The organism is Burkholderia sp. BCC1999, from assembly GCF_905339975.1.
In the GTDB taxonomy this organism is placed as follows: Bacteria; Pseudomonadota; Gammaproteobacteria; order Burkholderiales; family Burkholderiaceae; genus Burkholderia.
In genome coordinates this window covers 631,406-652,429 of sequence record NZ_CAJPHP010000001.1, presented here as the reverse complement: position 1 = coordinate 652,429, position 21,024 = coordinate 631,406, and the positions used below count along the sequence as shown (strand labels likewise).

Here is a 21,024-nt window from a genome sequence, read left to right as displayed (position 1 = left end):
CGCAACGCATCCCCGCGCCTGCGGGCGCGAACGAACCGGAGTGAGACGATGAGCAATGCAGCGAAAGAAGTCGTGGTGGTGAGCGGTGTCCGTACCGCGATCGGTGATTTCGGCGGCAGCCTGAAGGATTTCTCGCCGACCGATCTCGGCGCGAAGGTGGTCGCCGAAGTGCTGTCGCGCGCGAACGTGTCGGGCGATGCGGTCGGCCATGTCGTGTTCGGCCACGTCGTGAACACCGAGCCGAAGGACATGTATCTCGCGCGCGTCGCGGCGATCAATGGCGGTGTCGCGCAGCACGCGCCGGCGCTGACCGTGAACCGCCTGTGCGGCTCGGGCCTGCAGGCGATCGTGTCGGCCGCACAGACGATCATGCTCGGCGACGCCGACGTCGCGATCGGCGGCGGCTCGGAGAGCATGAGCCGCGCACCGTACACCGTGCCGGCCGCGCGCTTCGGCCAGCGCATGGGCGACGGCAAGCTCGTCGACATGATGCTCGGCGCGCTGCACGACCCGTTCCAGACGATCCACATGGGCGTGACGGCCGAGAACGTCGCACGCAAGTACGACATCTCGCGCGACGCGCAGGATGCGCTGGCGCTCGAATCGCATCGTCGCGCGGCGCGCGCGATCGCGGAAGGGCGCTTCAAGGATCAGATCCTGCCGATCGCGATCCGCACGAAGAAGGGCGAGGTTGCGTTCGACACCGACGAGCACGTGCGTCACGATGCGAGCGTCGACGATTTCTCGAAGCTGAAGCCGGTGTTCGCGAAGGAAAACGGCACCGTGACGGCTGGCAATGCATCGGGCATCAACGATGCGGCGGCAGCCGTGCTGATGATGAGCGCGGACGCTGCGCGTGCACAGGGCGTGAAGCCGCTCGCGCGCCTCGTCGCGTATGCGCACGCGGGTGTCGACCCGGCGTACATGGGCATCGGCCCGGTGCCGGCCACGCAGAAGGCGCTCGAACGCGCGGGCCTGAAGATCAGCGATCTCGACGTGATCGAGGCGAACGAGGCGTTCGCCGCGCAGGCGTGCGCCGTGACGCAGGAGCTCGGCCTCGATCCCGCGAAGGTCAACCCGAACGGCTCGGGCATCTCGCTCGGTCACCCGATCGGTGCGACCGGCGCGCTGATCACGGTGAAGGCGCTGTACGAGCTGAAGCGCATCGGCGGGCGTTACGCGCTCGTGACGATGTGTATCGGCGGCGGCCAGGGGATTGCTGCGATCTTCGAGAACATCTGATAATCGACCGCTCAGCACCCGAACACACAGGAAATTTCATGGCCATCGAAATCGTCGGCGTCGTGGGCGCCGGAACCATGGGTAACGGCATTGCGCAAACCGCGGCCGTTGCCGGACTCAACGTCGTGATGATCGACGTCAGCGACGCCGCGCTCGAGAAAGGCGTCGCGACGCTGAAGGGCAGCCTCGAGCGGCTCGTGTCGAAGGAAAAGCTCGACGCGGCCGCACGCGATGCGGCGCTGGCTCGCATCACGACGTCGACCGACTATGCGAAGCTCGCATCGGTCGATATCGTGATCGAGGCCGCGACCGAGAACGTCGAACTGAAGGGCCGCATCCTGAAGCAGATCGAGGCCGTCGCGCGTCCGGACGCAATCATCGCGACCAACACGTCGTCGATCTCGATCACCGCGCTCGCGGCACTCCTTGCCGATCCGTCGCGTTTCCTCGGCATGCATTTCTTCAACCCGGTGCCGCTGATGCCGCTCGTCGAGATCATCCGCGGGCTGCAGACGAGCGATGCGACCGCGTCGGCCGTGCGCGCGCTGACCGAGCGTTTCGACAAGTCGCCGATCGGCGTGCGCAATTCGCCGGGCTTCGTCGTGAACCGGATCCTCGTGCCGATGATCAACGAAGCGTTCTTCGTGCTGGCTGAAGGCATCGCGTCGGCCGACGAGATCGACGCGGGGATGAAGCTCGGCGCGAACCACCCGATCGGGCCGCTCGCGCTGGCCGACCTCGTGGGCCTCGACGTGTGCCTCGCGGTGATGGACGTGTTCCTGAAGGACTTCGGCGATCCTAAATATCGTGCCTGCCCGCTGCTGCGCGAGATGGTGACGGCCGGGCGGCTCGGACGCAAGACCGGGCGCGGGGTGTACGACTACAGCAAGTAAGCGGCGAATCATGCCACTTCGCGCGGCCGCCTTCGGGCGGCCGCGTGCATTGATCGGCGCGGTTACGCGTCGAGTACCGCCAGATCCCGCGGCAGCGTGTGCTTGAACATCGCGAGGATTTGCCGCGCAGCCTTCGGCGGCAGCATGATGGCGTGACGCACGGCCGCCGCGATCTGGATCATCATCAGCTCGGCGAACGCGCTCCGTTGCGCGCGTGTCGTGTCGGGCGCCACTTCCCCCAACGCATCCGCGAACAGGCCGGCCAGGAACTCGCCGTCTGCCTGGTCGAGTGCCTGCAGCGCGCGGTCGGCCTGCGTCGCACGCCAGATGTCGCGCATCAGCGGCTCGTCGACGAACATCCGGTAGTAGCTGTCCGTGATGCGGGCGAGCGTGCCGTGCAGGTCGCCGAGCGTCTTCATCGTCGCGAGTTCGCGCCGCACGCATTCGTGCCCGGCCTCGTTGTAGCGCTCCGCGAGCGTGCCGATCACGGCCGCCTTGTCCGGAAAGTACTGATACAGCGAACCGAACGAGATGCCCGTGCGTTCCACGATGTCGCTCATCCGGAACGCATCGCAGCCCTTCTCGATCATCACTTCCGACGCACACGCAAGGATGCGCTCGAACCGCTCGCGACTGCGCTGCTGCGTCGGGACGAGCCGCGCGCGCGCCGGCGCGTCCGCGCCCGTCGCTGCAGGCTCGCTGTTCTGCCCCGATTTTTGTCGGCCCATGCCGCCTCCGGAAAAACTTGACGTTGCTAATGCGAGAGTCTATCGTGTTTTGAAAATACGAGATATTCTCGTATTTTGGTCAAAGGAGACGCACATGTCGGCACTTCCCATCCTCATCGTCGGCGGTTCGGGCAAGACGGGCGCTCGCGTCGATGCCCGGTTGCGCGCGCACGGCTTCGCGACGCGGCCCGTGTCGCGCACGTCGGCCATCCGCTTCGACTGGACGGTGCCCGCGACCTGGCCGGCCGCGCTCGCTGGCGTGTCGGCTGCGTATGTGACGTACCAGCCCGACTTGTCCGTTGAAGGCGCGGTGGAAGCGATCGCCGCGTTTGCGCGGCTCGCGCGGGAAAGCGGCGTCGAGCGTGTCGTATTGTTGTCCGGGCGCGGCGAGCCCGGTGCGCAGGCGGCCGAGGCGGCACTGCAGGCGTCGGGCATCGGCTGGGGTGTCGTGCGAGCAAGCTGGTTCAACCAGAACTTCTCGGAGGGCTACCTGATCGACGGCGTGCTGGCCGGGGAAGTCGCGCTGCCGGCCGGCGCCGTGCGCGAGCCGTTCGTCGATGCGGACGACATCGCCGACGTGGCCGTGGCGGCGCTTACCGACGCGCGGTTCGCGGATCGCGTGATCGAAGTCACCGGCCCGCGTGCGCTGACGTTTGCCGAGGCCGTCGGCGAAATCGCGCGCGCCGCCGGGCGGCCGATCGCCTATCGCGAGATTCCGCCCGATGCGTTCGTCGCGGGGCTGCGTGAGGCCGGCGTACCGGAGCCGGTCATCGAACTGCTCGACGAACTGTTCCGCGTGGTGCTCGACGGGCGCAACAGCGCGGTGGCGCACGGCGTCGAAGAGACGCTCGGGCGGCCGGCGCGCGATTTCGCCGACTATGCGCGAGCGACGGCCGCAACCGGCGTGTGGAGCGCATGACCATGATCGCGTTCGTGACTTCCGCGCTGCTGTGGGGTTCGGCCATCGGCTGCGGGTTGATGGCCGGCGTGTACTTCGCGTTCTCGACGTTCGTGATGACGTCGCTCGGACGGATCGCGCCGCAGGCCGGCGCGGCCGCGATGAATGCGATCAACGTCGACATCGTGCGTTCGCCGTTCATGCCGCTGTTTCTCGGCACGACGCTGATGGCGCTCGCGCTCGTCGTGATCGCGCTGTTCGATCGCGACCGGCCGGGCGCGATGGCCGCCGCCACGGGTGGCGTGCTCTATGTGTTCGGCATGTTCGCGGTGACGATGGCCGTCAACGTGCCGCTCAACGACGCGCTTGCCGCGGCCGATCCGGCAACCGCGCAAGGCGTGGCGCAGTGGACGCGCTACGTGCACGACTGGACGATGTGGAATCACGTGCGCACGGTTGCGTCGGCGGCTGCGTGCGTGTGCTTCATCGCGGGGATCGCGGCGCGCTAGCGGCAACGCGCGCGAGGCGCGCCAGGGTCGGCTCAATGGGGACCGTATCACCCTCAATCGTCAGGACATTGAGGCATCGCAATCCCGCCACATTGGCGAAACACCCGATTTGAACGGGGTGGGATTTCCCCGGATGATAAGCGGACAACCATCAGGCACGCGAACGATCGCGTGACGGGGACGCCCCGGGGAGGTGCCGTGAACGGAATCGTCAGACCATTCGCGCGAATCGCGGCGCCGGCCCCGGCCCCGGCCGCTCGCTAGGCGAAGGGGAACGGCATGCGACCGTGTTTGCGATCCCGATTCGATCCGCTGCGTCGTGTGATGCTCGGCCGCTTGTCGGCGCTCGCGGCGCTGCCGTGGCTCGACGGTCCGGCCGCGCATGCGGCGCTTCGCGATGCGCCGCGCGCCGCGCTCGTGATCGGCAATGCCGCGTATCCGCGCGCCGCGCTCGATAATCCCGTCAACGATGCCACCGCCATCGCGGATGCGCTGGGCGGACTCGGCTTTTCGGTCGACCGCCGGCTCGACGCGGGCCGCCAGCCGATGGTCGATGCGATCGGCGAATTCTGCGCGAAGGTCGAACGCACGCAATCCATCGCACTTTTCTATTTCGCCGGGCACGGGATGCAGATCGACTGGCGCAACTACCTGCTGCCCGTCGACGTCAAGCTCGCGCGTGCGGACGACGTGGTGCGACAGTCCGTCGACGTCGCGACGCTGCTCGGCGGCCTCGGTAAGGCGAACAATCCGATGAGCGTCGTGATTCTCGACGCATGCCGCGACAACCCGTTCGGCGGGGCGGGCAAGACGGGCGCGGGACTGAGCCAGATGGACGCGCCGTCCCGCACGTTGCTCGCATATGCGACCGCGCCGGGCAACGTCGCGTCGGACGGCGATGGCCGAAACGGCCTCTACACGGAGAACCTGTTGAAGGAGATCGTGCGCACGGGCGTGCAGATCGAGGACGTGTTCAAGCGTGTGCGGCTGTCGGTGCGGCAGCGCTCGCAGGGGCGGCAGATTCCTTGGGAGAGCACGTCGCTCGAAGACGATTTCTTCTTTGTGCCGCCGCCTGACGTGCATGTGCCGACGCAGGCGGAGCGCGATGCGGCATTCGGACGGGATCGCGACGACTGGCAGGCGGCGCAGCAGCTCGGCACCGCGCAGGCGATCTTTGCGTACCTGAAGGCGCATCCGAACGGACATTTCAGTGAAATTGCCCAAGCCGAGCTGGATCGTCTGCTGGCCGAGAGCGGCGAGCAACGGATCCGGGTTCAGACTTCGTCCGCGAATCCATACAGCCAGGGCAGCGCGGAAGCCGGCAGGATCGCGCTCGGCGACCGTTACGTTTACCGGTTCATCGATCGTCTTCATCAGGACGAGCGGGTGTTCGTGCATCGCGTGACGCGTATCGCCGGCGACCGGATCGAATTCAACGGCGGCAAGTTCGTGACCGACCTGCTCGGCAATCCGCGCCGCGAGGCCGACGGCGGCCTGCTCGGCGACAACCAGCTGTTCGCGAGCGAGTACTCGATCGGCAAGGAATGGATCACGCGTTTCGACTACACGTTTCCGAACGGCAAGGTGGACGTCGTCGAACTGACATGCAGGGTGGTCGCGCGCGAGACGATCGACGTGCCGGCCGGCCGTTTCGACGCGTTTCGGGTCGAGGCGAACGGCTGGCGGCTCTACGCACCGTCGCGACGCACACGCACGTACTGGGTCGCGCCTGGCAAGGTGCCGCGCTTCATCGCGATCGATACGGTGAACTACGACCGGCACGGCATCATGTCGGCAAGCGAGCGTCGCGAACTGATGTCGTTCACGAAAACGTGACACACGCATCCGGCCGCGCACCGCGAACGCGCGCACGGCATCCGGTTGTCGAGGACTACGATCATGTGCCATCGCCTCCGTTTCTCCATCGCATGCATACTGCTTGCGGCCGCGGTGCGGCCGGTGTCCGCGCAGACCGGTCATGCGACGGGGCTTGTCGACGATCCGCCCGCCGTGCTCGCGGCCGTGCCGCGCCAGCCCGCGTATCGCGCATACCTGCCACCGCGCTCGGAATTCACCCGCTATTTCCCGCTCGTGCGCTCGCAGGGCGAGCAGGGTTCGTGCACGGCCTGGGCGACCGGCTACAACGCGCTTAGCGCCGCCTTCAACCTGCAACTCGAACGGCAGGGCGCAGCGGCCGGCGAGCGGCGTCGCGTGGCCTTCAGCCCGGCCTACCTGTTCAACCTGCTGCATCGCGGTCGCTGCGAGGGCGGCACGTCGGTCACGGCCGCGCTCGATGCGATTCACGACAACGGACTCGTCACGTTCGACGGCTTGCCGTACGATCCGAAGGCGTGTTCCGCGCTGCCCGACGACTTGCGCATGCGCGATGCGCGCAGCAACCGACTGCTCACCTACAGCCTGATCGACAAGGACGATCGGGATGTCATCGAGAAGATCCGCGGCGCGGTATTCGCACGCAAGCCGGTCGTGATCGGGATCTACTCGGGCGATATCACGAGCGCGCTGCAGCGATATCGCGGCGGGGTCTTCCGCGACGTGCTGCCGAAGGAGAATGCGCACGCGATGGTCATCGCCGGCTATGACGACGCGAGCCAGACATTCACCGTCGTCAACTCGTGGGGCGAGCGCTGGGGCGAACAGGGGCTGTTGCGTATCGACTACCAGACGCTGCTCGCGAACTTGTCGAACGGCCCGTTCGTCATCGACGAAATCGATCCGGACGGGATTCGGCGGTTGCTGGCTGCCGCGCATGTCGAACCCGAGCCGCCGGTGCCGCCTCCCGCGCCGCCGGTGATTCGGCAGAACGCGTCGCCCGATGCGCTACGCGATGCGATCCGGCGCCGCGTGGACAAACTGCAGTGTGCGCACGTCGATGCCGGTGTGGCGGCCGACCGAAGTGTGGCGCTCACGGGCTTCGTCGGCTCGCAGGGCGATCTCGATGCGTTGCTGAAGGCTGTCGCCGCGATGCCGGATGCAGGGCACGTCGACAATCGCGTGACCGTGCATCCGTGGCCGCAGTGCGAGGTCTACCTGAGTTTCGATCAGGGGCTGCGCCATGCGGGTGGGCTCGATGTGAAGGCGGTCGGGCATCCGGCCGAGCACTATCGGGAAGGCGATTCGCTCGCGCTGCAGGTGACGAGCCCCGGTTATCCGAGCTACCTGTATGTTGCGTACCTGCAGGCGAGCGGTGAAGTCGTCTATCTGAGCTGGCCGGAAGGCGCATCGCCGCGCCCCGTGCCGCCGCGCAGCCGGCTCGTGTTCGGCGGTGGCAGAAACGGTCAGCCCGTGTATCGCGTCGCGAAACCCTTTGGCGACGAGATCGTCGTCGTGATTGCGTCGCGGCGGCGGCTCGTCGCGGGCGCGCTGCCCGACAGGGAGGTCGATCGCGAGTTCCTGACGAAATTCCGGATGCCGCTGCTCGACCCCGATTCGGCCTCCGCGCGCGACGCGGTGGCGGTTGCCGTGTTGCCGCTGAAGACGGTGGCGAAGGAGTGAACGCATGAAGACGATGCTTGCCGCGCGTGTCGCGGCCTGCCTGTGGTGCACCGGCGGGTTCGCCGCGTTGCCGGCGCATGCCGGCGATGCCGCCGACATGCGACCGTCTGCCGCCGACATCGTGCATCAGCTTGCGCCGCATGGCGCGAGTCGCAGCTTGCGCGGCATCGTCGTCGAACGGGCACCGGTGCGCACTCAGGATGACATGCCGGGGCCGTCCGTGAACCTCGCGATCCAGTTCGAGTTCTCGTCGGCCCGCTTCACGCCGGGCAGCCGGGTGCTGCTCGATAACCTCGGTCATGCGCTGAGCGACGACGCGCTCGCGCACGCCAGGTTCCGGATCGTCGGGCACACCGACGCGTCGGGCAACGCGAGCGCGAATCTCGCGCTGTCGAGGCGGCGCGCGCAGGCCGTTGCGGACTACCTCGTGTCGAGCTTCGGGATCGACGGCACGCGGCTCGCGGTCGAGGGCGTGGGCAGTGCACGGCCGAAAGACCCGGCGCATCCACGCGCGGCCGTGAACCGGCGGGTCGAAGTCGTGAATCTCGACGGCGGCGAGTGAGCCGGGCCGGGGTGACCCGCGCTACGCATAAAACGCCGACGGCGACACGCCGAAGTGCCGCTTGAACATCGCGGAGAACGCGCTCTGGCTGCTGTAGCCGTGATCCATCGCGACGGTGACCACCTTCTCGCCGTGCGCGAGACGCTTGAGCGCGAGCAGCAGCCGCGCCTGCTCGCGCCAGCGGCGGAAGCTGAGCCCCGTCTCGCGCCGGAACGCGCGATGCAGCGTGCGGACCGACAGGCCGAGCAGGTCGGCCCATTCCGCGATCGTGCGCAGGTCGTCGGGCGCGGCGACGAGCGTGTCGCAGATCGTCCGCAGGCGTGCATCGTGCGGCCACGGCAGGTACAGCGGCAGCAGCGGCGCGACCGTCACCTCGGCGAGCAGCAGGTGCATCAGGTGATCGTGGCGCGAGCCCGGCGCGTAGTCGAGCGGCACGTCGACCGCGGCGAGGATCAGCTCGCGCAACAGCGGATGCACTTCCACGACGCAACTGCGCGCGGGCAGGTGCTCGACCGCGCCCGGTTCGACGAACACCGTGCGCATCTGCACGTCGCCGCTCATCTGCACCGTATGGTCGAGGCCGGCTTCGAGCCATACGCCGCGCGTCGGCGGCACGACCCACGACGCGCCTTCCGACTGCACGTGCATCACGCCCTCGATCGCATAGAGAAGCTGCGCGCGGCGGTGGTGGTGCGTCGGGATCGACGTGCCGTGCGCGTACGCCGCCGCCATGGCCGACACGGGCATCGGCGTCGATTCGTAGCGCAGGTGCGCAAGCGGCTGGGTGGACTCGAATGTCCGATTGGCGATAAGTCCTGACATTTTGGCGTGAGACAGGCAGTGGGTGGGCGGGCACGATGGCGTTCCGATTCACGCCAGATTCCCTGTCAGGATATTAATCCGTCAAACGCGATGAACAAGTCTCCTTTTCTGTTTCCCTTCTGCGCGATCGCGCTGTGGGCCGGCAACGTCGTGGTGTCGAAGCTGTCGGCGTCGACGATCGACCCGTCTGCCATTACGTTCTACCGGCTGCTGCTGGCGGTCGCGCTGATGAGCGTCTTCACGCTGGCCCCCGCGTGGCGCAATCGCGCGGTACTCGTCGCGCACCTGCCGAAGCTCGCGGTGCTGGGCTTTCTCGCGATGGCGCTGTTCCAGAGCCTGTCCTACGAGGCCGCGAGGACGACCAGCGCGACCAACATGGCGATCATCACCGCGCTCGTGCCGCTGATGACGATGGTGCTCAGTTCGCTGCTGCTCGGCGACCCGCCGGGCGCGGGCATGATCGGCGGCGGGGTGCTGTCGCTCGCGGGTGTCGTCTACCTGATTGCCGAAGGGCACCCGACGGCGATCGCCGCGCGTGGCGTCCACGTGGGCGACCTGCTGATGCTGGCCGCGTCGGCCGCGTACGCGCTGTACGGCGTGTTGCTCAAGCGCTGGCGCATCGGTGCGCTGCCGGCATGGCAGTCGACCTACGTGCAGGCGCTGGCCGCGCTCGTGTTCATGCTGCCGATGCTGCTGCGGTTGCCCGCGCAAGCCGCATGGCCGACGCGCGCGAGTGTGCCGCTGATCCTGTACGCCGGCGTGCTGGCGTCGGTGGTGCTGCCGTATCTGTGGATGCAGGGCGTGCGGCTGCTCGGCCCGAGCCGCTGCGCGATGTTCATGAACCTGCTGCCGCTGATGACGGCCGGCGGCGCGATCGTGTTGCTCGGCGAATCGCTGCGGCTGTATCACCTGATCGGCGGCGGTGTCGCGCTCGTCGGCGTGGCGATCGCGCAGCGATTCCCGTTCCAGGCAAGTGCGTCGCAAGGTGTCCGCCAATGAGCGCCGATTTCGACATGCAGGACCTGATTGCCGCGCTGCCGGATGCGCGTGTGCCCGTTGCCGACCCGTCGCTGTCTCGCCAGCTCGAACGAATCGCGACCGCGCTCGAAGCGATGGCGCACACCGGGCAGCCGGCGGCCGTCGATTTCGATGCGGCGGTCGCGTTTCGCTGGCGCGGTTTCGGCGGCGGCCCTCGAACGGCGCCGCTCGAACCGATCGCCACATCCGCGCTCGCCGGATTCGACGCGCTGCGCAACGTCGGCCGGCAGGCGGCGATCGTCGAACGGAACACGCGGCAGTTCGTGCGCGGGTTCGCGGCCAATCACGTGCTGCTGACCGGCGCGCGCGGCACCGGCAAGTCGTCGATCGTGAAGGCGTGCCTGCACGCGTTCGCCGCGCACGGGTTGCGGCTGATCGAGGTCAGCAAGGAAGGGTTGAACGACCTGCCGGCGATCGTCGAGCTGGTGCGCACGCGGCCCGAGCGCTATATCGTGTTCTGCGACGACCTGTCGTTCGAGGCCGGCGAGACCGGCTACAAGGGGCTGAAGACCGTGCTCGACGGCTCGGTCGCGAGCGACCTGTCGAACGTGCTGGTGTACGCGACTTCCAATCGTCGCCACCTGATGCCTGAGCAGGCGAGCGACAACGCGAACGTGACGCGTGCGGAGAACGGCGAGCTGCATCCGGGCGACGCGGTCGAGGAGCGGATTTCGCTGTCGGAGCGCTTCGGGATCTGGGTCACGTTTTACGGCTTTACGCAGGACGAATACCTTGCCGTGGTCGAGAGCCGTCTCGGTGCGGCCGGCTTCGATGGCGAGCAGATTCGCGCCGCGCGTGAGCCCGCACTGCAGTGGGCATTGGAACGCGGCGCGCGCTCGGGCCGGATCGCCGTGCAGTTCGCGCGCGATTACGCGGGGCGGCTTGCGGACGAAGATTCACCCGGGCAACGGCTAGGCTGAATGTCGCGCTACAGCAACCGCTCGGACAATACGCGGAACGCGACGTCGGGGACGACGAAGCACATCGGTTCGCCGGTGGCGCCGATGCGTGCGAGGAAATTGCCGCCGCCGGTGGGGCCGACCGACTTCAGCGGCCGTACCGCGTCGATGTCGATTGGCAGGTCGATCGATGCATGGGCCAGGCGGTCGCAGTCCGCGACATGCGCGATGGTCGCGTGCTGAAGCGACAGGGATGCGACGGCCGCGCGCCAGTCGCTGAAGAACGGCGCGAATGCAGTGGGCAGCGTTCGGTCGTCCGACGCTTCGGCCGTGCAGCGGAAGTCCGGCGCGCTGCCGCCGCCGCTGGCCAGCAGCGTGTCGTAGCGTCCGTCTCGCACCTCATGCGTGAAGCGCCGCGCGAGATGCGACGGCAGCGCGTCGCTGAAGAGCCGACTGCCGAGCGCATAGAGCGGGTGATCGAACACGTTCTTCACGAACAGCACGGTGCGCTCGGCCGGCTTGCCGTCCGGCAGCGCGTCGACGTAGAGCCGCCAGTTGCTCTGCAGCGGCGAAGGAAACATGTGCCGCAACGGGCCGGCGAGACGCGGGCCGAAGTGCCGGTGCGCATAGGTGAGCGTCGTGAACAGCGTGCGGCCGTCGCGGCTCGCGAGCGTGACGCCGCGCGGCACGAGATGCGCGACGGCGGCGACATCGACGACCCAGGTGCAATACACGACGTTCTCGACGTCGCTCGCCAACTGCAGGAACGGCAGCCGCGACAGCAGCGCGCGGCGCGCCCGCAAGAGCGGGCCACTCGCGACGATCCGGTTGGCGAGCCGGCCGGCGATGCCGGCGGACGGGTAAACGAAGGTGTTGTCGTAGTGCATGAGCGGCATTGTGCCGGGGTTACGGCATGGAACGAAGAGGGTGCGCGACGACGATCGGCGCCACGCCCGGGTATTGTGGGATTCGTGCGGTGCAGGCATATTGTCCGGGCGATCGGGGCCGGGCCCTGCCGGATCGCGTCGGAAATCAAAAAACAGAACAAGCACGCACCAATCCACGGGGTATGCATCATGACCGACTCTCTCGATCGCAGGCGCTTCCTCAAGACGGCATTCGGCTCGGCACTGGGCATCGGCGGCCTCGGCATGCTGCAGGCATGCGGCGGTGATTCGGTGTCGGCGGATCCGCTTGCGCCGGTGTCCGATGCACGGATCGCGGCGGCCGTCGCACAGCTCGATCCGCTCGTGAGCGCGCTGCTCGGCAGCTCGGGCGTGCCCGGCATCGCGGTGGCCGTCGTGCACGGCGGGAAGGCGCTGTTCGCAAAGGGTTACGGCGTGTGCAGCACGGCCACCGGCCAGCCCGTCGACGCCGATACGATCTTTCAGCTTGCGTCGGTCTCGAAGTCGATCGGCGCGACGGTCGTTGCGTCGCAGGTCGGCAAGGGTGTCGTGAGCTGGGACACGCGGATGCAGCAGCTGATGCCGTCGTTCGCGCTGTCCGACCCGTCGGTCACGCAGTCGCTGACGGTCGCCGACCTGTATGCGCACCGTTCGGGGCTGCCTGAGCACGTCGGCGATCAGCTAGAGGAACTCGGGTTCGACCGGGCAACCGTGTTCAACCGGCTGCGCGAGATCCCGCTTGTCGGCTACCGAAGCCATTACGCGTATACGACATCGGCCTGACGGCCGCGGCGATCGGCGTCGCGAATGCGGCCGGCATCGACTGGGCGACGCTGTCGGAGCAGGCCGTTTATGCGCCGCTCGGCATGACGCGCACGAGCTCGCGATACGCGGACTACCAGGCGAGCGCGAACCATGCGGTCGGGCACGTACCTGTCAACGGCGTGTTCGTGCCGGTCGCGGCGCCGCGCGATGCCGACCTGCAATCGCCGGCGGGCGGCGTGAGCTCGTCGGTCAACGATCTCGCACGATGGATGGCGATGGTGCTGGCCAACGGCCGCGCCGGCGCGACGCAACTGATCCCCGCCGCCGCGCTGTCGCCCGCACTGTCGGCGCAGATCCTGATCCATCCGGCGAGCGCGGACGGCGCCGCCGCGTACTACGGCTACGGCTTCAACGTCGGCACGACCGCCGACGGCGGGCGGCCGATGGTCAGCCACTCCGGCGGCTTCCTGCTGGGCGCCGGTACCTTCTTCGTGCTCGTGCCGTCGCTCGACATCGGCATTGCGGTGCTGACCAACACCTGGCCGGTCGGCGTGGCGGAGGCGATCGGTTTCGCCTTCCTCGACCTGGTCCAGTACGGTGCGCAGCAACGGGACTGGGCGGCCTTCGCGAAAGAGCAGACGGCCCCGCTGACCGCGCCGGCCGGGTCGCTGGCCGGTGCAGCTGCTCCCGTGTCGCCTGCGCCGCCGCAAGCGCTGACCGCCTGTGCCGGCACCTACGGCAACGACTACTACGGGCCGATGACGGTGAGCGTCGTCAACAACGCGCTGGTGCTGACGATCGGTGCCGGCAACGTGTCGTTCGCGTGCACGCACTGGGACGGCGATACGTTCGCGATCAGCCCGTCGGGTGAAATGGCGCCGCCCGGTTCGAAATATGCGCTCACGTTCGCCGGCACACCGCCAACGCGCGTGACGGCCGAACTGTTCAGCGACGGCGGGCTGAACGTCTTCACCCGCTGACGCCGGCGCCGGTTCAATACCCCGACCCGCTGCCCCCCTGATCGGTAACGATCGCCACCCCCGAGCTCGTACCGAGCCGCGTCGCGCCGGCCTCGAGCATCGCGAGCGCGGCCGCGCGGTCGCGCACGCCGCCCGATGCCTTCACGCCGAGTGCCGGGCCGACCGTGCGGCGCATCAGCGCGACATCCGTGAGCGTCGCGCCGCCGTGGCCGAACCCGGTCGACGTCTTCACGAACGCGACGCCGAGATCGCGGCACATTTCGCACACGCGCACCTTCTCGTCGTCGGTCAGCAGCCCCGTTTCGAGGATCACCTTGAGCGGCACCGCGCCGCATGCGCGGTGCACGGCCGCGATGTCGGCCTTCACGTCGTCGGCGCGGCCGCTCTTCAGCGCGCCGAGGTTGATGACCATGTCGATCTCGCCGGCGCCTGCATCGATCGCGGCGGTGGCTTCGAATGCCTTCGCAGCCGACAGCCCGGCGCCGAGCGGAAAGCCGACCACCGCGCAGACGAGCACGCCGGTATCGGCCAGCTCGCGTGCGGTGAGCGGCACGTTCGCCGAATTCACGCAGACCGAGTAAAAGCGATGCTCGGCCGCCTGGCGGCAGAGTTCGCGGATCTGCGCGTCGCTCGCGTCGGGCGCGAGCAGCGTGTGATCGATGGTTTGGGCGAGTTGGGCGTTGGAAAGCGGCATGTGTCAGGACTCCACGGTTCGTGTGCCGGAAGGGCACACGGAAAGTTGATGTTTTCACATCGGTTTGTTACAAATACGACATTCCGGCCGGGCCTGTGCGCCCGGCACGACACGCGACGGATGCGACGGGTACGCAGGATACTGGCATGGAAACGAAGAAGGGCGAACGGATCAAGACATTGATGAACGTGCTGCAAGGGCAGAACGCGATTCATCTGAAGGAAGTAGCCGAGTTGTTCGGCGTGTCCGAGATGACGATCCGCCGCGATCTCGCGGACAATCCGCACGGCCTCAGCCTGATCGGCGGCTATGTGACGCGCCATTTCGCCGCGCAGCGCAGCGACATCGGCGAATACCTGATCAGCGCGGAGAACAATCGGCAGACCGAGGAGAAGCGCCGCATCGGCAAGCTGGCCGCGCAGTTCGTGACGACCGGCGACACGATCTTCGTCGACTGCGGCTCGACCACGCCGTTCATCGTCGATTTCATCCCGGACGACCTCGAGTTCACGGCGGTCTGCAACTCGCTGAACGTGTTCGCGAAGCTGCAGCAGAAGCCGCATTGCAACGTGATCCTGTGCGGCGGTGCGTATCACCGCCAGAACATGGTGTTCGAATCGGTCGCCGAAACGGGCATCCTCGATTCGGTGCGCGTGTCGAAGGCATTCATCTCGGCGGCTGGCGTCAGCGATCGCTGCGGCGTCACGTGCTTCAATTTCCACGAAGTCGACGCGAAGAAGAAAGTGATGGCGCGCGCGCAGAACCGCTTTCTGCTCGTCGACCACACGAAGTTCGACGAAGTGCGCGCGGCCTATTTCGCCGAACTGACCGATTTCAACTACGTGATCTCCGACGGGCAACTGAGCCGCCGCTACGAAACGGCGATCCGCGAACACGGCATCGCGCTCGTGACCTGACGCCGCACGGGCGGCCTTCGCGCTTTGCATCGCATCAGGCATCGCGTGCTTCCGCGGCGCTCAGGTAGCCGGTGAGCACGTCGAAGCGTCGCGTCGCGCCCGGCGCGAGCGTCGTGACATGGCCCTTGCGGCGTTCGGCTTCATACCCCTCAGGCTCGCAGGTCGACGGCAGCGCGAACGCGGCGACCTGCTGGTCCGCGTTGTGCAGGATCCAGCGCGTTGCATGCGGGAATTGCTCGGGGCGATATGCGGTGTGGAAAGCACCGCCGTCCGGATGCGCGAGCCGGAAATGCGCGACGCCGTCGGCGTCCGTTTCCACGCCGTTCATGAAGAACACGATCTCGGGGTCGTACAGCGCGGGCGTATCGAGCGTCGTGAGCCGTTCGGGTTCGCGTGCGAGCGTGGCCGTGTAGTCGCGCCACGCAGCGGTCGGCTTGACGTGGGCGGGCACGCTGTCGCGCAGCCGCAACCCGCCGCGCGACAGCGACTGCACGAAGCGGCCGCCCGGCACGTACGCGTAGTTCAGGTGGGCCATGTACATCAGGTCCATCGGCGTGCCGCCGAGATTCGTCACGTCCATCGCGATCGTCATCTGCGCGTCGTGTTCGGCGAGCCGCACCGACGGGCGCGCGACATAGTGGCTGCCGAAGCCCTGCACGTACTCGTATTCGCCGGTCACTTCGACGATTGCGCCGCGCGCATCCGTGCCGACGACCAGGCTCGCACGGTCCATCGGTGCGCACGGCATCTCGCCGTGCAGCGCATGCGTGTCGTCCGGCCCCGGGCAGCCGTTGCGCAGCAGCCCGCTGTGGAACATGAAGCAGCCGTAGGTGTCGATGATCGACGCCGCGCGCTTCGGCTGCCGGAACATGTGCTTCATCGTCAGGTCGTGGCCGTCGAATTCGGCGGCCCAGATCATCTGGCCGAGATACGGCAGCACGACGAGATGGCCGCGGCGGTTTGCGAGCTTCAGCGCCTCGACGCCGGACGGATACGCGAACGCGGTGACGGTGACGCCGTCGGTGCGGTACAGCGTGCGCGGGGTTTCGCGGAAGTCGTCGCGCCGCAGTTCGATCTCGCCTCGCATGGTCACGCTCCGGACGTGTTGCGCGACGCGGCGTAGCGCGCGGGCGCGCGGCCGTCGGAGGCTGCGTCGGGCGTTGCGGCCGGCAGGTGGCGCAGGCAGTAGAAGCCGTAGTAGACGATCACGACGAAGCACGCGAGCGGCACGACGAACGCGAGCTGCATGTTGCCGCCGGTGTGGTCGGAGATCAGCCCCTGGATCAGCGGCACGACCGCGCCGCCGACGATGCTCATCACGAGGATCGAGCCGCCGTATTCGGTGTCCTTGCCGAGACCGTCGATCGTCAGGCCGTAGATCGTCGGCCAGCACGGGCCGAGGAACACGCTCACGCACACGGCCGCATAGACGGCCGTGATGTTGTGCACGCTGATCGTGTACGCGAGCAGCGCGATGCACAGGATGCCGTAGACGATCAGCACCCTGGCCGGGCCGACGCGCTTCATGACGAGCGTCGCGACCAGCTTGCCGACGAAGAACGCGAAGAACGTCGCGAGCAGGTAGTGCGATGCGCCGCGCTCGGTGAGACCGCCGATCTGCATCGCGAGCCGGATCGTGAAGCTCCACACGCCGACTTGCGCGCCGACATACAGGAATTGCGCGACCACGCCCGCGACGAAGCGCCGGTTGCCGAACAGGCGCGCGAGCGTGCCGCGCGCGTCGATCCGGTGCGTGACCACGCCGGGCCCGTTGCCCTTGCAGGCCGGGTAGGGCGTGAGCGCGAACACGATGAACACGGCGACGAGCACGACGATCAGCCATTTGTACGGCTCGAGCGTGGCCTGGATCATCGCGAGCTGGTGCACGTGCGCTTCGGCGGCCGACATCGCCGCGAGCTGCGCGTGCGACGCGTCGCCTTCCTTGAAGATCAGGAGGCTGCCCATGTAGACGCCGGCCATTGCACCGAACGGATAGAACGTCTGCGAGATGTTCAGCCGCCGCGTGCTGGTGTCGCGCGGGCCCATCAGCGTCGAGTACGAGTTCGACGCCGTTTCGAGGAACGACAGGCCCGCGGCGATCACGAACAGCGCGACGAGGAACATCCCGTATTTCGCCATCGACGCGGCGGGGAAGAACAGCAGGCAGCCGGTCGTGTAGAGCAGCAGGCCGACGAGGATCGTCGTCTTGTAGCTGAACTTCTTCACGACGGTCGCGGCCGGAATCGCGAGGAAGAAGTAGCCGAGATAGAACGCGGACTGCACGAATGCCGATTCGAAATCGGACAGGAAGAACGATTTCTTGAACTGCGCGATCAGCACGTCGTTCAGGTTCGCGGCGGTGCCCCACAGCGCGAACAGGCAGCACAGCAGCGTGAACGCGAAGAGCGGCGTGCGGTTCAGGTAATAGCCGTCGGGTGTGTGTTCGATCCTGGCTCGGCTCATGGGTGTCTCCTTCCCAATGTCTCGTCGATGAAGGCGCCGTTCAGAGGCCGGCGTCGTGGAGGAAGCGTTCGAACGTCGCGGCGTCGGCGTACGACTTCTGCGTGCCGAGGCCCGTGACGGAGTGCGCGGCATACGCGGACGCGTAGCGCATGGCGTCGACGGCATCGCGCGACCTGGCGTAGCAGCGCGCGAAGCAGCCGATGTAGGCGTCACCCGCGCCCGTCGTGTCGCGCGCGTCGACCGCAACGCCCGACACGTGCCGCACGCCGTCGCGCGAGACGAGCAGCGAACCGTTGCTGCCGAGCGTGACGAGCACGTGCTTCAGCCCGCGCGCGACCAGCGCTTCGGCGGCGCGGGTGGCGCTCTCGCGCGAATCGACCGGCATGCCCGACACGATCGCGAGCTCGGTTTCGTTCGGCACGAAGAATTCGACGGAGCGGATCCGTTCGAAATCGAGGTCGGCCACCGCGGGCGCGGGGTTCAGCAGCACGGGGATGCCGTGCCGCGCGCCGAAATCGACCGCGTGATAGACGGTGTCGAGCTCGATTTCGAGCTGCAGCACGATCAGCGCGCATTCGGCGAGCGCCGGCGCGGCCGCGTCGATGTCGGCCGGCTTCAGATGGCGGTTCGCGCCCTTGACGATCAGGATGCTGTTGCTCGAATCGGGTTCGACGAAGATCGGCGCGACGCCGCTCGGTACACCGGCGACCTTGCGCACGTGCGTGGTGTCGATGCCTTCGCGCTCGAAGTTGCGGATCGTGTTGTCGGCGAACACGTCGTCGCCGACCTTCGTGACCATCACGACGCGCGCGCCGAGGCGCGCGGCCGCGACGGCCTGGTTCGCGCCCTTGCCGCCGCAGCCGAGTTCGAAACTCGGCGCCTCGAGCGTTTCGCCCCGCGCGGGCATGCGTGCGACATAGGTCACGAGGTCGACCATGTTGCTGCCGATGACGGCGATTGTCTCCATCTGCGTCTCTTCCTTGGTATGAGGTGGGCCGCGCGCGTGGTCGTCGGCGGCCGCAGCAAGTGATAATAAAATCACATAAAATGTGAAAATGCAATCTTATGATGTTAGTGGGGTCACTTGAGGGGCCGTGGGACGAGCGGGCAGTTCGGCGGGAAATCGGGGGGTTCAGCGCGACTCATCGTTAAATGGCGCTCGAAATCGACGAGGCTGTCCCTGTTTTCGCGGGAGGCCGAGCCCCGCGAGCGCGGCGGCGATGAAGGTGTGTTCGCGCGAACGGGCGCGGTGACGCTCACGCGTATGCGTCGATCAGCGTGTCGAGGTTGCGTTGCGCGAGCGGCGCGAGCGCCGCAAATTCCGCCGATCGAAACAGCGGAGTCTGTCCGCGCAGATGTTCGAGCGCGTGCTTGCGACCGGCGCGGAAGGCGGCCGACGGTGCATCGGGATCCTGCGCCCATTCGCGTGCGATCGCGCGATCGTATTCGCGCAGCCGGTCGGGCGTAGCCGCGAGGATCGCGAGATCGGCATCGAGAAAGAGCTGTCCGGCGCGCTGCAGCGCCGGATCGAGCGCGAACGATTCGGGCAACCGGTGCGACTTCGTGGCGAGCACGAGATCGTGTGCGACGGACACGTGCAATGCGTGTGCATGCTGCCAGGATGCCGCGCAGTGTTCGTGCGTGACCCGCATGAGCCATTGCGCGCTATGTGATTCGTTATGCGAATAATCTGGCAGTGTCGTTGCGTAGACGACATCGTGTGCCCAGACGGCGAGTTCGATTGCCGGCCATAGCGGTTCCGTACGATACGGCGCGAGATGCGCGAACAGTTCCACCAGATGTGCAAGCGTGTGGTAGAAGCGTTGCGACTCGCCGTATGCACGCTCGACGAGCGGCCAGACAGCGGCCGTACCGAAACAGGCATCGCAGGATGAGCGCAGTGCGAGGGTGATGTCGTTCATGCCGGTGAGCGGATCGGGAGCGGGCGGTGAGATGTCCGTCGGCTGTCCTTACACGTTGACGACGCCGCGTCCGAGCTCCACCACGCGACCGCCGACACTGATCGCGCCAGCCGCGCTGACCGACAACCGCAGCAGGCAAGGCCGCCCGACGGCTTCGCCTTGCTCGACCTGAAACGCGGCAGGCAGATCGCGTCCGGCGGCAAGCAGCCAGCCACCGAGATTCGCACAGGCCGACCCGGTGCCCGGATCTTCCGACACACCGCCGCCTTGCTTCACGAAGAAGTAGCGGGACACCACCGTCCCCGGGCGTTCCGCGTCGAATGCAAACACATACGCGGTCTTGCGGCCGAGGCTGCTGGGCGGCCAGATGTCGAGGCGGGCGCCGTCGGGCCGTGCGCGCCGCACGGCTGCGGGGTCCTTGAGCGCGACCAGCAGTTGATCGGCACCCGTGTTGACCCAGATCGGCGGCGCGAGCAGATCGTCCTCGGCGAGCCCCAGCAGTGCCGCCGTCTGCGCGTCGGACAATTCGCATGGCGCCGACTTCGGCATGCCCGCGTGCGGCGCGACGAACGTCCACACGTCGTCACGCGCGTCGACGTTGACGACGCCGGCCTTGAATTCGAGCGACAGCGCATCGCCCGTTTTCAGCAGGTCGCGCACGACATGCGCGGTGCCGAGCGTCGGATGGCCAGCAAAGGCCATTTCATAGCCCGGCGTGAAGATGCGGACCCGCGCGTGCGCATGCTCGGACGGCAGCACGAAGGTCGTTTCCGACAGGTTGAACTGCACGGCCAGCGCCTGCATGGTCGCGTCGTCCATGCCGCGCGCGTCTTCGAACACGCACAGCGGGTTGCCGCCGAACGTCGATTCGGCGAAGACATTCAGCAGGCGGAAGGCATACGGCGTCATTGGAATCTCGTGTAGGGGGGCGATTGCCCGACTCTGGAACAGGATCGATCGGTTGCTTGCGCCGACGTTCTCGATGCATGGCGTGGCGATGCGGCATGCCATTGTGCCCGCAAGAGGCGATGAAGGTGCGGCATACCTTCGATCCGCGTTTCGTGCATCATCAGGGTGCTCTGATGCGTCGACTGCGATTCGGCCCGGTCGCGCGGATTTCCGCAACGATGGCGGCTATTCTTGCGCTGGAGCGGAGAGTCGAGTGGGTGTGCGCGCCATCGGCGAGCGCATCCGAATGAGGGGCATCCGGTTTTACGACCAGGATTATGACGCCGCGCCCGGTTAACACGTGTCGGGTTCGGTGTCGCTCG

At 67.4% G+C, this 21,024-nt stretch carries 21 protein-coding genes; 12 read left to right on the top strand and 9 right to left on the bottom strand.

Annotated elements, in window-relative coordinates; translation table 11 throughout:
- The first annotated feature begins 48 nt into the window (after positions 1-48).
- Complete coding sequence (bktB, locus tag U5809_RS02910) at positions 49-1,242, top strand: beta-ketothiolase BktB (RefSeq protein WP_282512606.1); 1,194 nt, start codon at positions 49-51, stop codon at positions 1,240-1,242.
- A 38-nt stretch (positions 1,243-1,280) separates the two neighbouring features.
- Positions 1,281-2,135, top strand: coding sequence for a 3-hydroxybutyryl-CoA dehydrogenase (locus U5809_RS02905; RefSeq protein WP_322085422.1), 855 nt, complete (start codon positions 1,281-1,283; stop codon positions 2,133-2,135).
- A 62-nt stretch (positions 2,136-2,197) separates the two neighbouring features.
- Here the strand turns inward: U5809_RS02905 and U5809_RS02900 are convergent, their stop codons facing one another.
- Positions 2,198-2,863, bottom strand: a complete 666-nt coding sequence (locus tag U5809_RS02900; protein WP_322085421.1) for a TetR/AcrR family transcriptional regulator — start codon at positions 2,861-2,863, stop codon at positions 2,198-2,200.
- Between the two features lie 94 nt (positions 2,864-2,957).
- On the opposite strand from U5809_RS02900, the gene U5809_RS02895 reads away from it, so the two are divergent.
- The 5 genes from U5809_RS02895 to U5809_RS02875 all read left to right on the top strand — a co-directional run bounded on the left by U5809_RS02895 (position 2,958) and on the right by U5809_RS02875 (position 8,348).
- Positions 2,958-3,782, top strand: coding sequence for an NmrA family transcriptional regulator (locus U5809_RS02895; RefSeq protein ID WP_322085420.1), 825 nt, complete (start codon positions 2,958-2,960; stop codon positions 3,780-3,782).
- 2 nt (positions 3,783-3,784) lie between these two features.
- The gene (locus U5809_RS02890; protein ID WP_322085448.1) at positions 3,785-4,270 is read left to right on the top strand and encodes a DUF1772 domain-containing protein; all 486 of its coding nucleotides are present in this window, start codon (positions 3,785-3,787) and stop codon (positions 4,268-4,270) included.
- A gap of 291 nt (positions 4,271-4,561) precedes the next feature.
- Positions 4,562-6,106 carry a caspase family protein gene (locus tag U5809_RS02885; RefSeq protein ID WP_322085419.1) on the top strand — a complete coding sequence of 515 codons (1,545 nt, stop codon included), beginning with the start codon at positions 4,562-4,564 and terminating at the stop codon, positions 6,104-6,106.
- 63 nt (positions 6,107-6,169) lie between these two features.
- Positions 6,170-7,786 carry a C1 family peptidase gene (locus tag U5809_RS02880; protein ID WP_322085418.1) on the top strand — a complete coding sequence of 539 codons (1,617 nt, stop codon included), beginning with the start codon at positions 6,170-6,172 and terminating at the stop codon, positions 7,784-7,786.
- A 4-nt stretch (positions 7,787-7,790) separates the two neighbouring features.
- Positions 7,791-8,348, top strand: a complete 558-nt coding sequence (locus tag U5809_RS02875) for an OmpA family protein (RefSeq protein ID WP_322085417.1) — start codon at positions 7,791-7,793, stop codon at positions 8,346-8,348.
- A gap of 21 nt (positions 8,349-8,369) precedes the next feature.
- Here the strand turns inward: U5809_RS02875 and U5809_RS02870 are convergent, their stop codons facing one another.
- Positions 8,370-9,170 carry a helix-turn-helix transcriptional regulator gene (locus tag U5809_RS02870; protein ID WP_322085416.1) on the bottom strand — a complete coding sequence of 267 codons (801 nt, stop codon included), beginning with the start codon at positions 9,168-9,170 and terminating at the stop codon, positions 8,370-8,372.
- A 90-nt stretch (positions 9,171-9,260) separates the two neighbouring features.
- Here U5809_RS02870 and U5809_RS02865 point away from each other — a divergent pair, with 90 nt between their 5' ends.
- Both U5809_RS02865 and U5809_RS02860 read left to right on the top strand, forming a co-directional pair.
- Positions 9,261-10,169: a DMT family transporter gene (locus tag U5809_RS02865; protein WP_176050961.1), complete on the top strand. Its 909-nt coding sequence runs from the start codon at positions 9,261-9,263 to the stop codon at positions 10,167-10,169.
- Positions 10,166-11,128, top strand: a complete 963-nt coding sequence (locus U5809_RS02860; protein ID WP_322085415.1) for an ATP-binding protein — start codon at positions 10,166-10,168, stop codon at positions 11,126-11,128. Before U5809_RS02865 ends, U5809_RS02860 begins: the two co-directional genes overlap by 4 nt.
- 8 nt (positions 11,129-11,136) lie before the next feature.
- Here the strand turns inward: U5809_RS02860 and U5809_RS02855 are convergent, their stop codons facing one another.
- Positions 11,137-12,003, bottom strand: coding sequence for a DUF2071 domain-containing protein (locus tag U5809_RS02855; RefSeq protein ID WP_322085414.1), 867 nt, complete (start codon positions 12,001-12,003; stop codon positions 11,137-11,139).
- Between the two features lie 180 nt (positions 12,004-12,183).
- On the opposite strand from U5809_RS02855, the gene U5809_RS02850 reads away from it, so the two are divergent.
- On the top strand, positions 12,184-12,795 hold the full coding sequence (locus U5809_RS02850; RefSeq protein ID WP_322085413.1) for a serine hydrolase domain-containing protein: 612 nt from the start codon (positions 12,184-12,186) through the stop codon (positions 12,793-12,795).
- The gene (locus U5809_RS02845) at positions 12,786-13,757 is read left to right on the top strand and encodes a serine hydrolase (protein ID WP_322085447.1); all 972 of its coding nucleotides are present in this window, start codon (positions 12,786-12,788) and stop codon (positions 13,755-13,757) included. The genes U5809_RS02850 and U5809_RS02845 overlap by 10 nt, the downstream gene beginning before the upstream one ends.
- A gap of 13 nt (positions 13,758-13,770) precedes the next feature.
- On the opposite strand, the gene deoC is transcribed toward U5809_RS02845, so the two are convergent.
- Complete coding sequence (deoC, locus tag U5809_RS02840) at positions 13,771-14,451, bottom strand: deoxyribose-phosphate aldolase (RefSeq protein WP_322085412.1); 681 nt, start codon at positions 14,449-14,451, stop codon at positions 13,771-13,773.
- A 146-nt stretch (positions 14,452-14,597) separates the two neighbouring features.
- Here deoC and deoR point away from each other — a divergent pair, with 146 nt between their 5' ends.
- The gene (gene deoR / locus U5809_RS02835; protein WP_059242175.1) at positions 14,598-15,368 is read left to right on the top strand and encodes a DNA-binding transcriptional repressor DeoR; all 771 of its coding nucleotides are present in this window, start codon (positions 14,598-14,600) and stop codon (positions 15,366-15,368) included.
- Between the two features lie 34 nt (positions 15,369-15,402).
- On the opposite strand, the gene U5809_RS02830 is transcribed toward deoR, so the two are convergent.
- The 5 genes from U5809_RS02830 to U5809_RS02810 all read right to left on the bottom strand — a co-directional run bounded on the left by U5809_RS02830 (position 15,403) and on the right by U5809_RS02810 (position 20,662).
- Entirely contained in the window at positions 15,403-16,455 is a 1,053-nt protein-coding gene (locus U5809_RS02830) for an aldose 1-epimerase family protein (RefSeq protein ID WP_322085411.1), read from the bottom strand.
- Between the two features lie 2 nt (positions 16,456-16,457).
- A complete protein-coding gene (fucP, locus tag U5809_RS02825; RefSeq protein ID WP_322085410.1) occupies positions 16,458-17,831 on the bottom strand; it encodes an L-fucose:H+ symporter permease in 1,374 nt (457 codons plus the stop codon).
- A gap of 40 nt (positions 17,832-17,871) precedes the next feature.
- On the bottom strand, positions 17,872-18,798 hold the full coding sequence (gene rbsK, locus U5809_RS02820; protein ID WP_322085409.1) for a ribokinase: 927 nt from the start codon (positions 18,796-18,798) through the stop codon (positions 17,872-17,874).
- Between the two features lie 289 nt (positions 18,799-19,087).
- A complete protein-coding gene (locus U5809_RS02815) occupies positions 19,088-19,753 on the bottom strand; it encodes a hypothetical protein (RefSeq protein ID WP_322085408.1) in 666 nt (221 codons plus the stop codon).
- Positions 19,754-19,801: 48 nt separating this feature from the next.
- Positions 19,802-20,662, bottom strand: coding sequence for a PhzF family phenazine biosynthesis protein (locus U5809_RS02810; protein ID WP_322085407.1), 861 nt, complete (start codon positions 20,660-20,662; stop codon positions 19,802-19,804).
- Positions 20,663-21,024 lie beyond the last annotated feature (362 nt).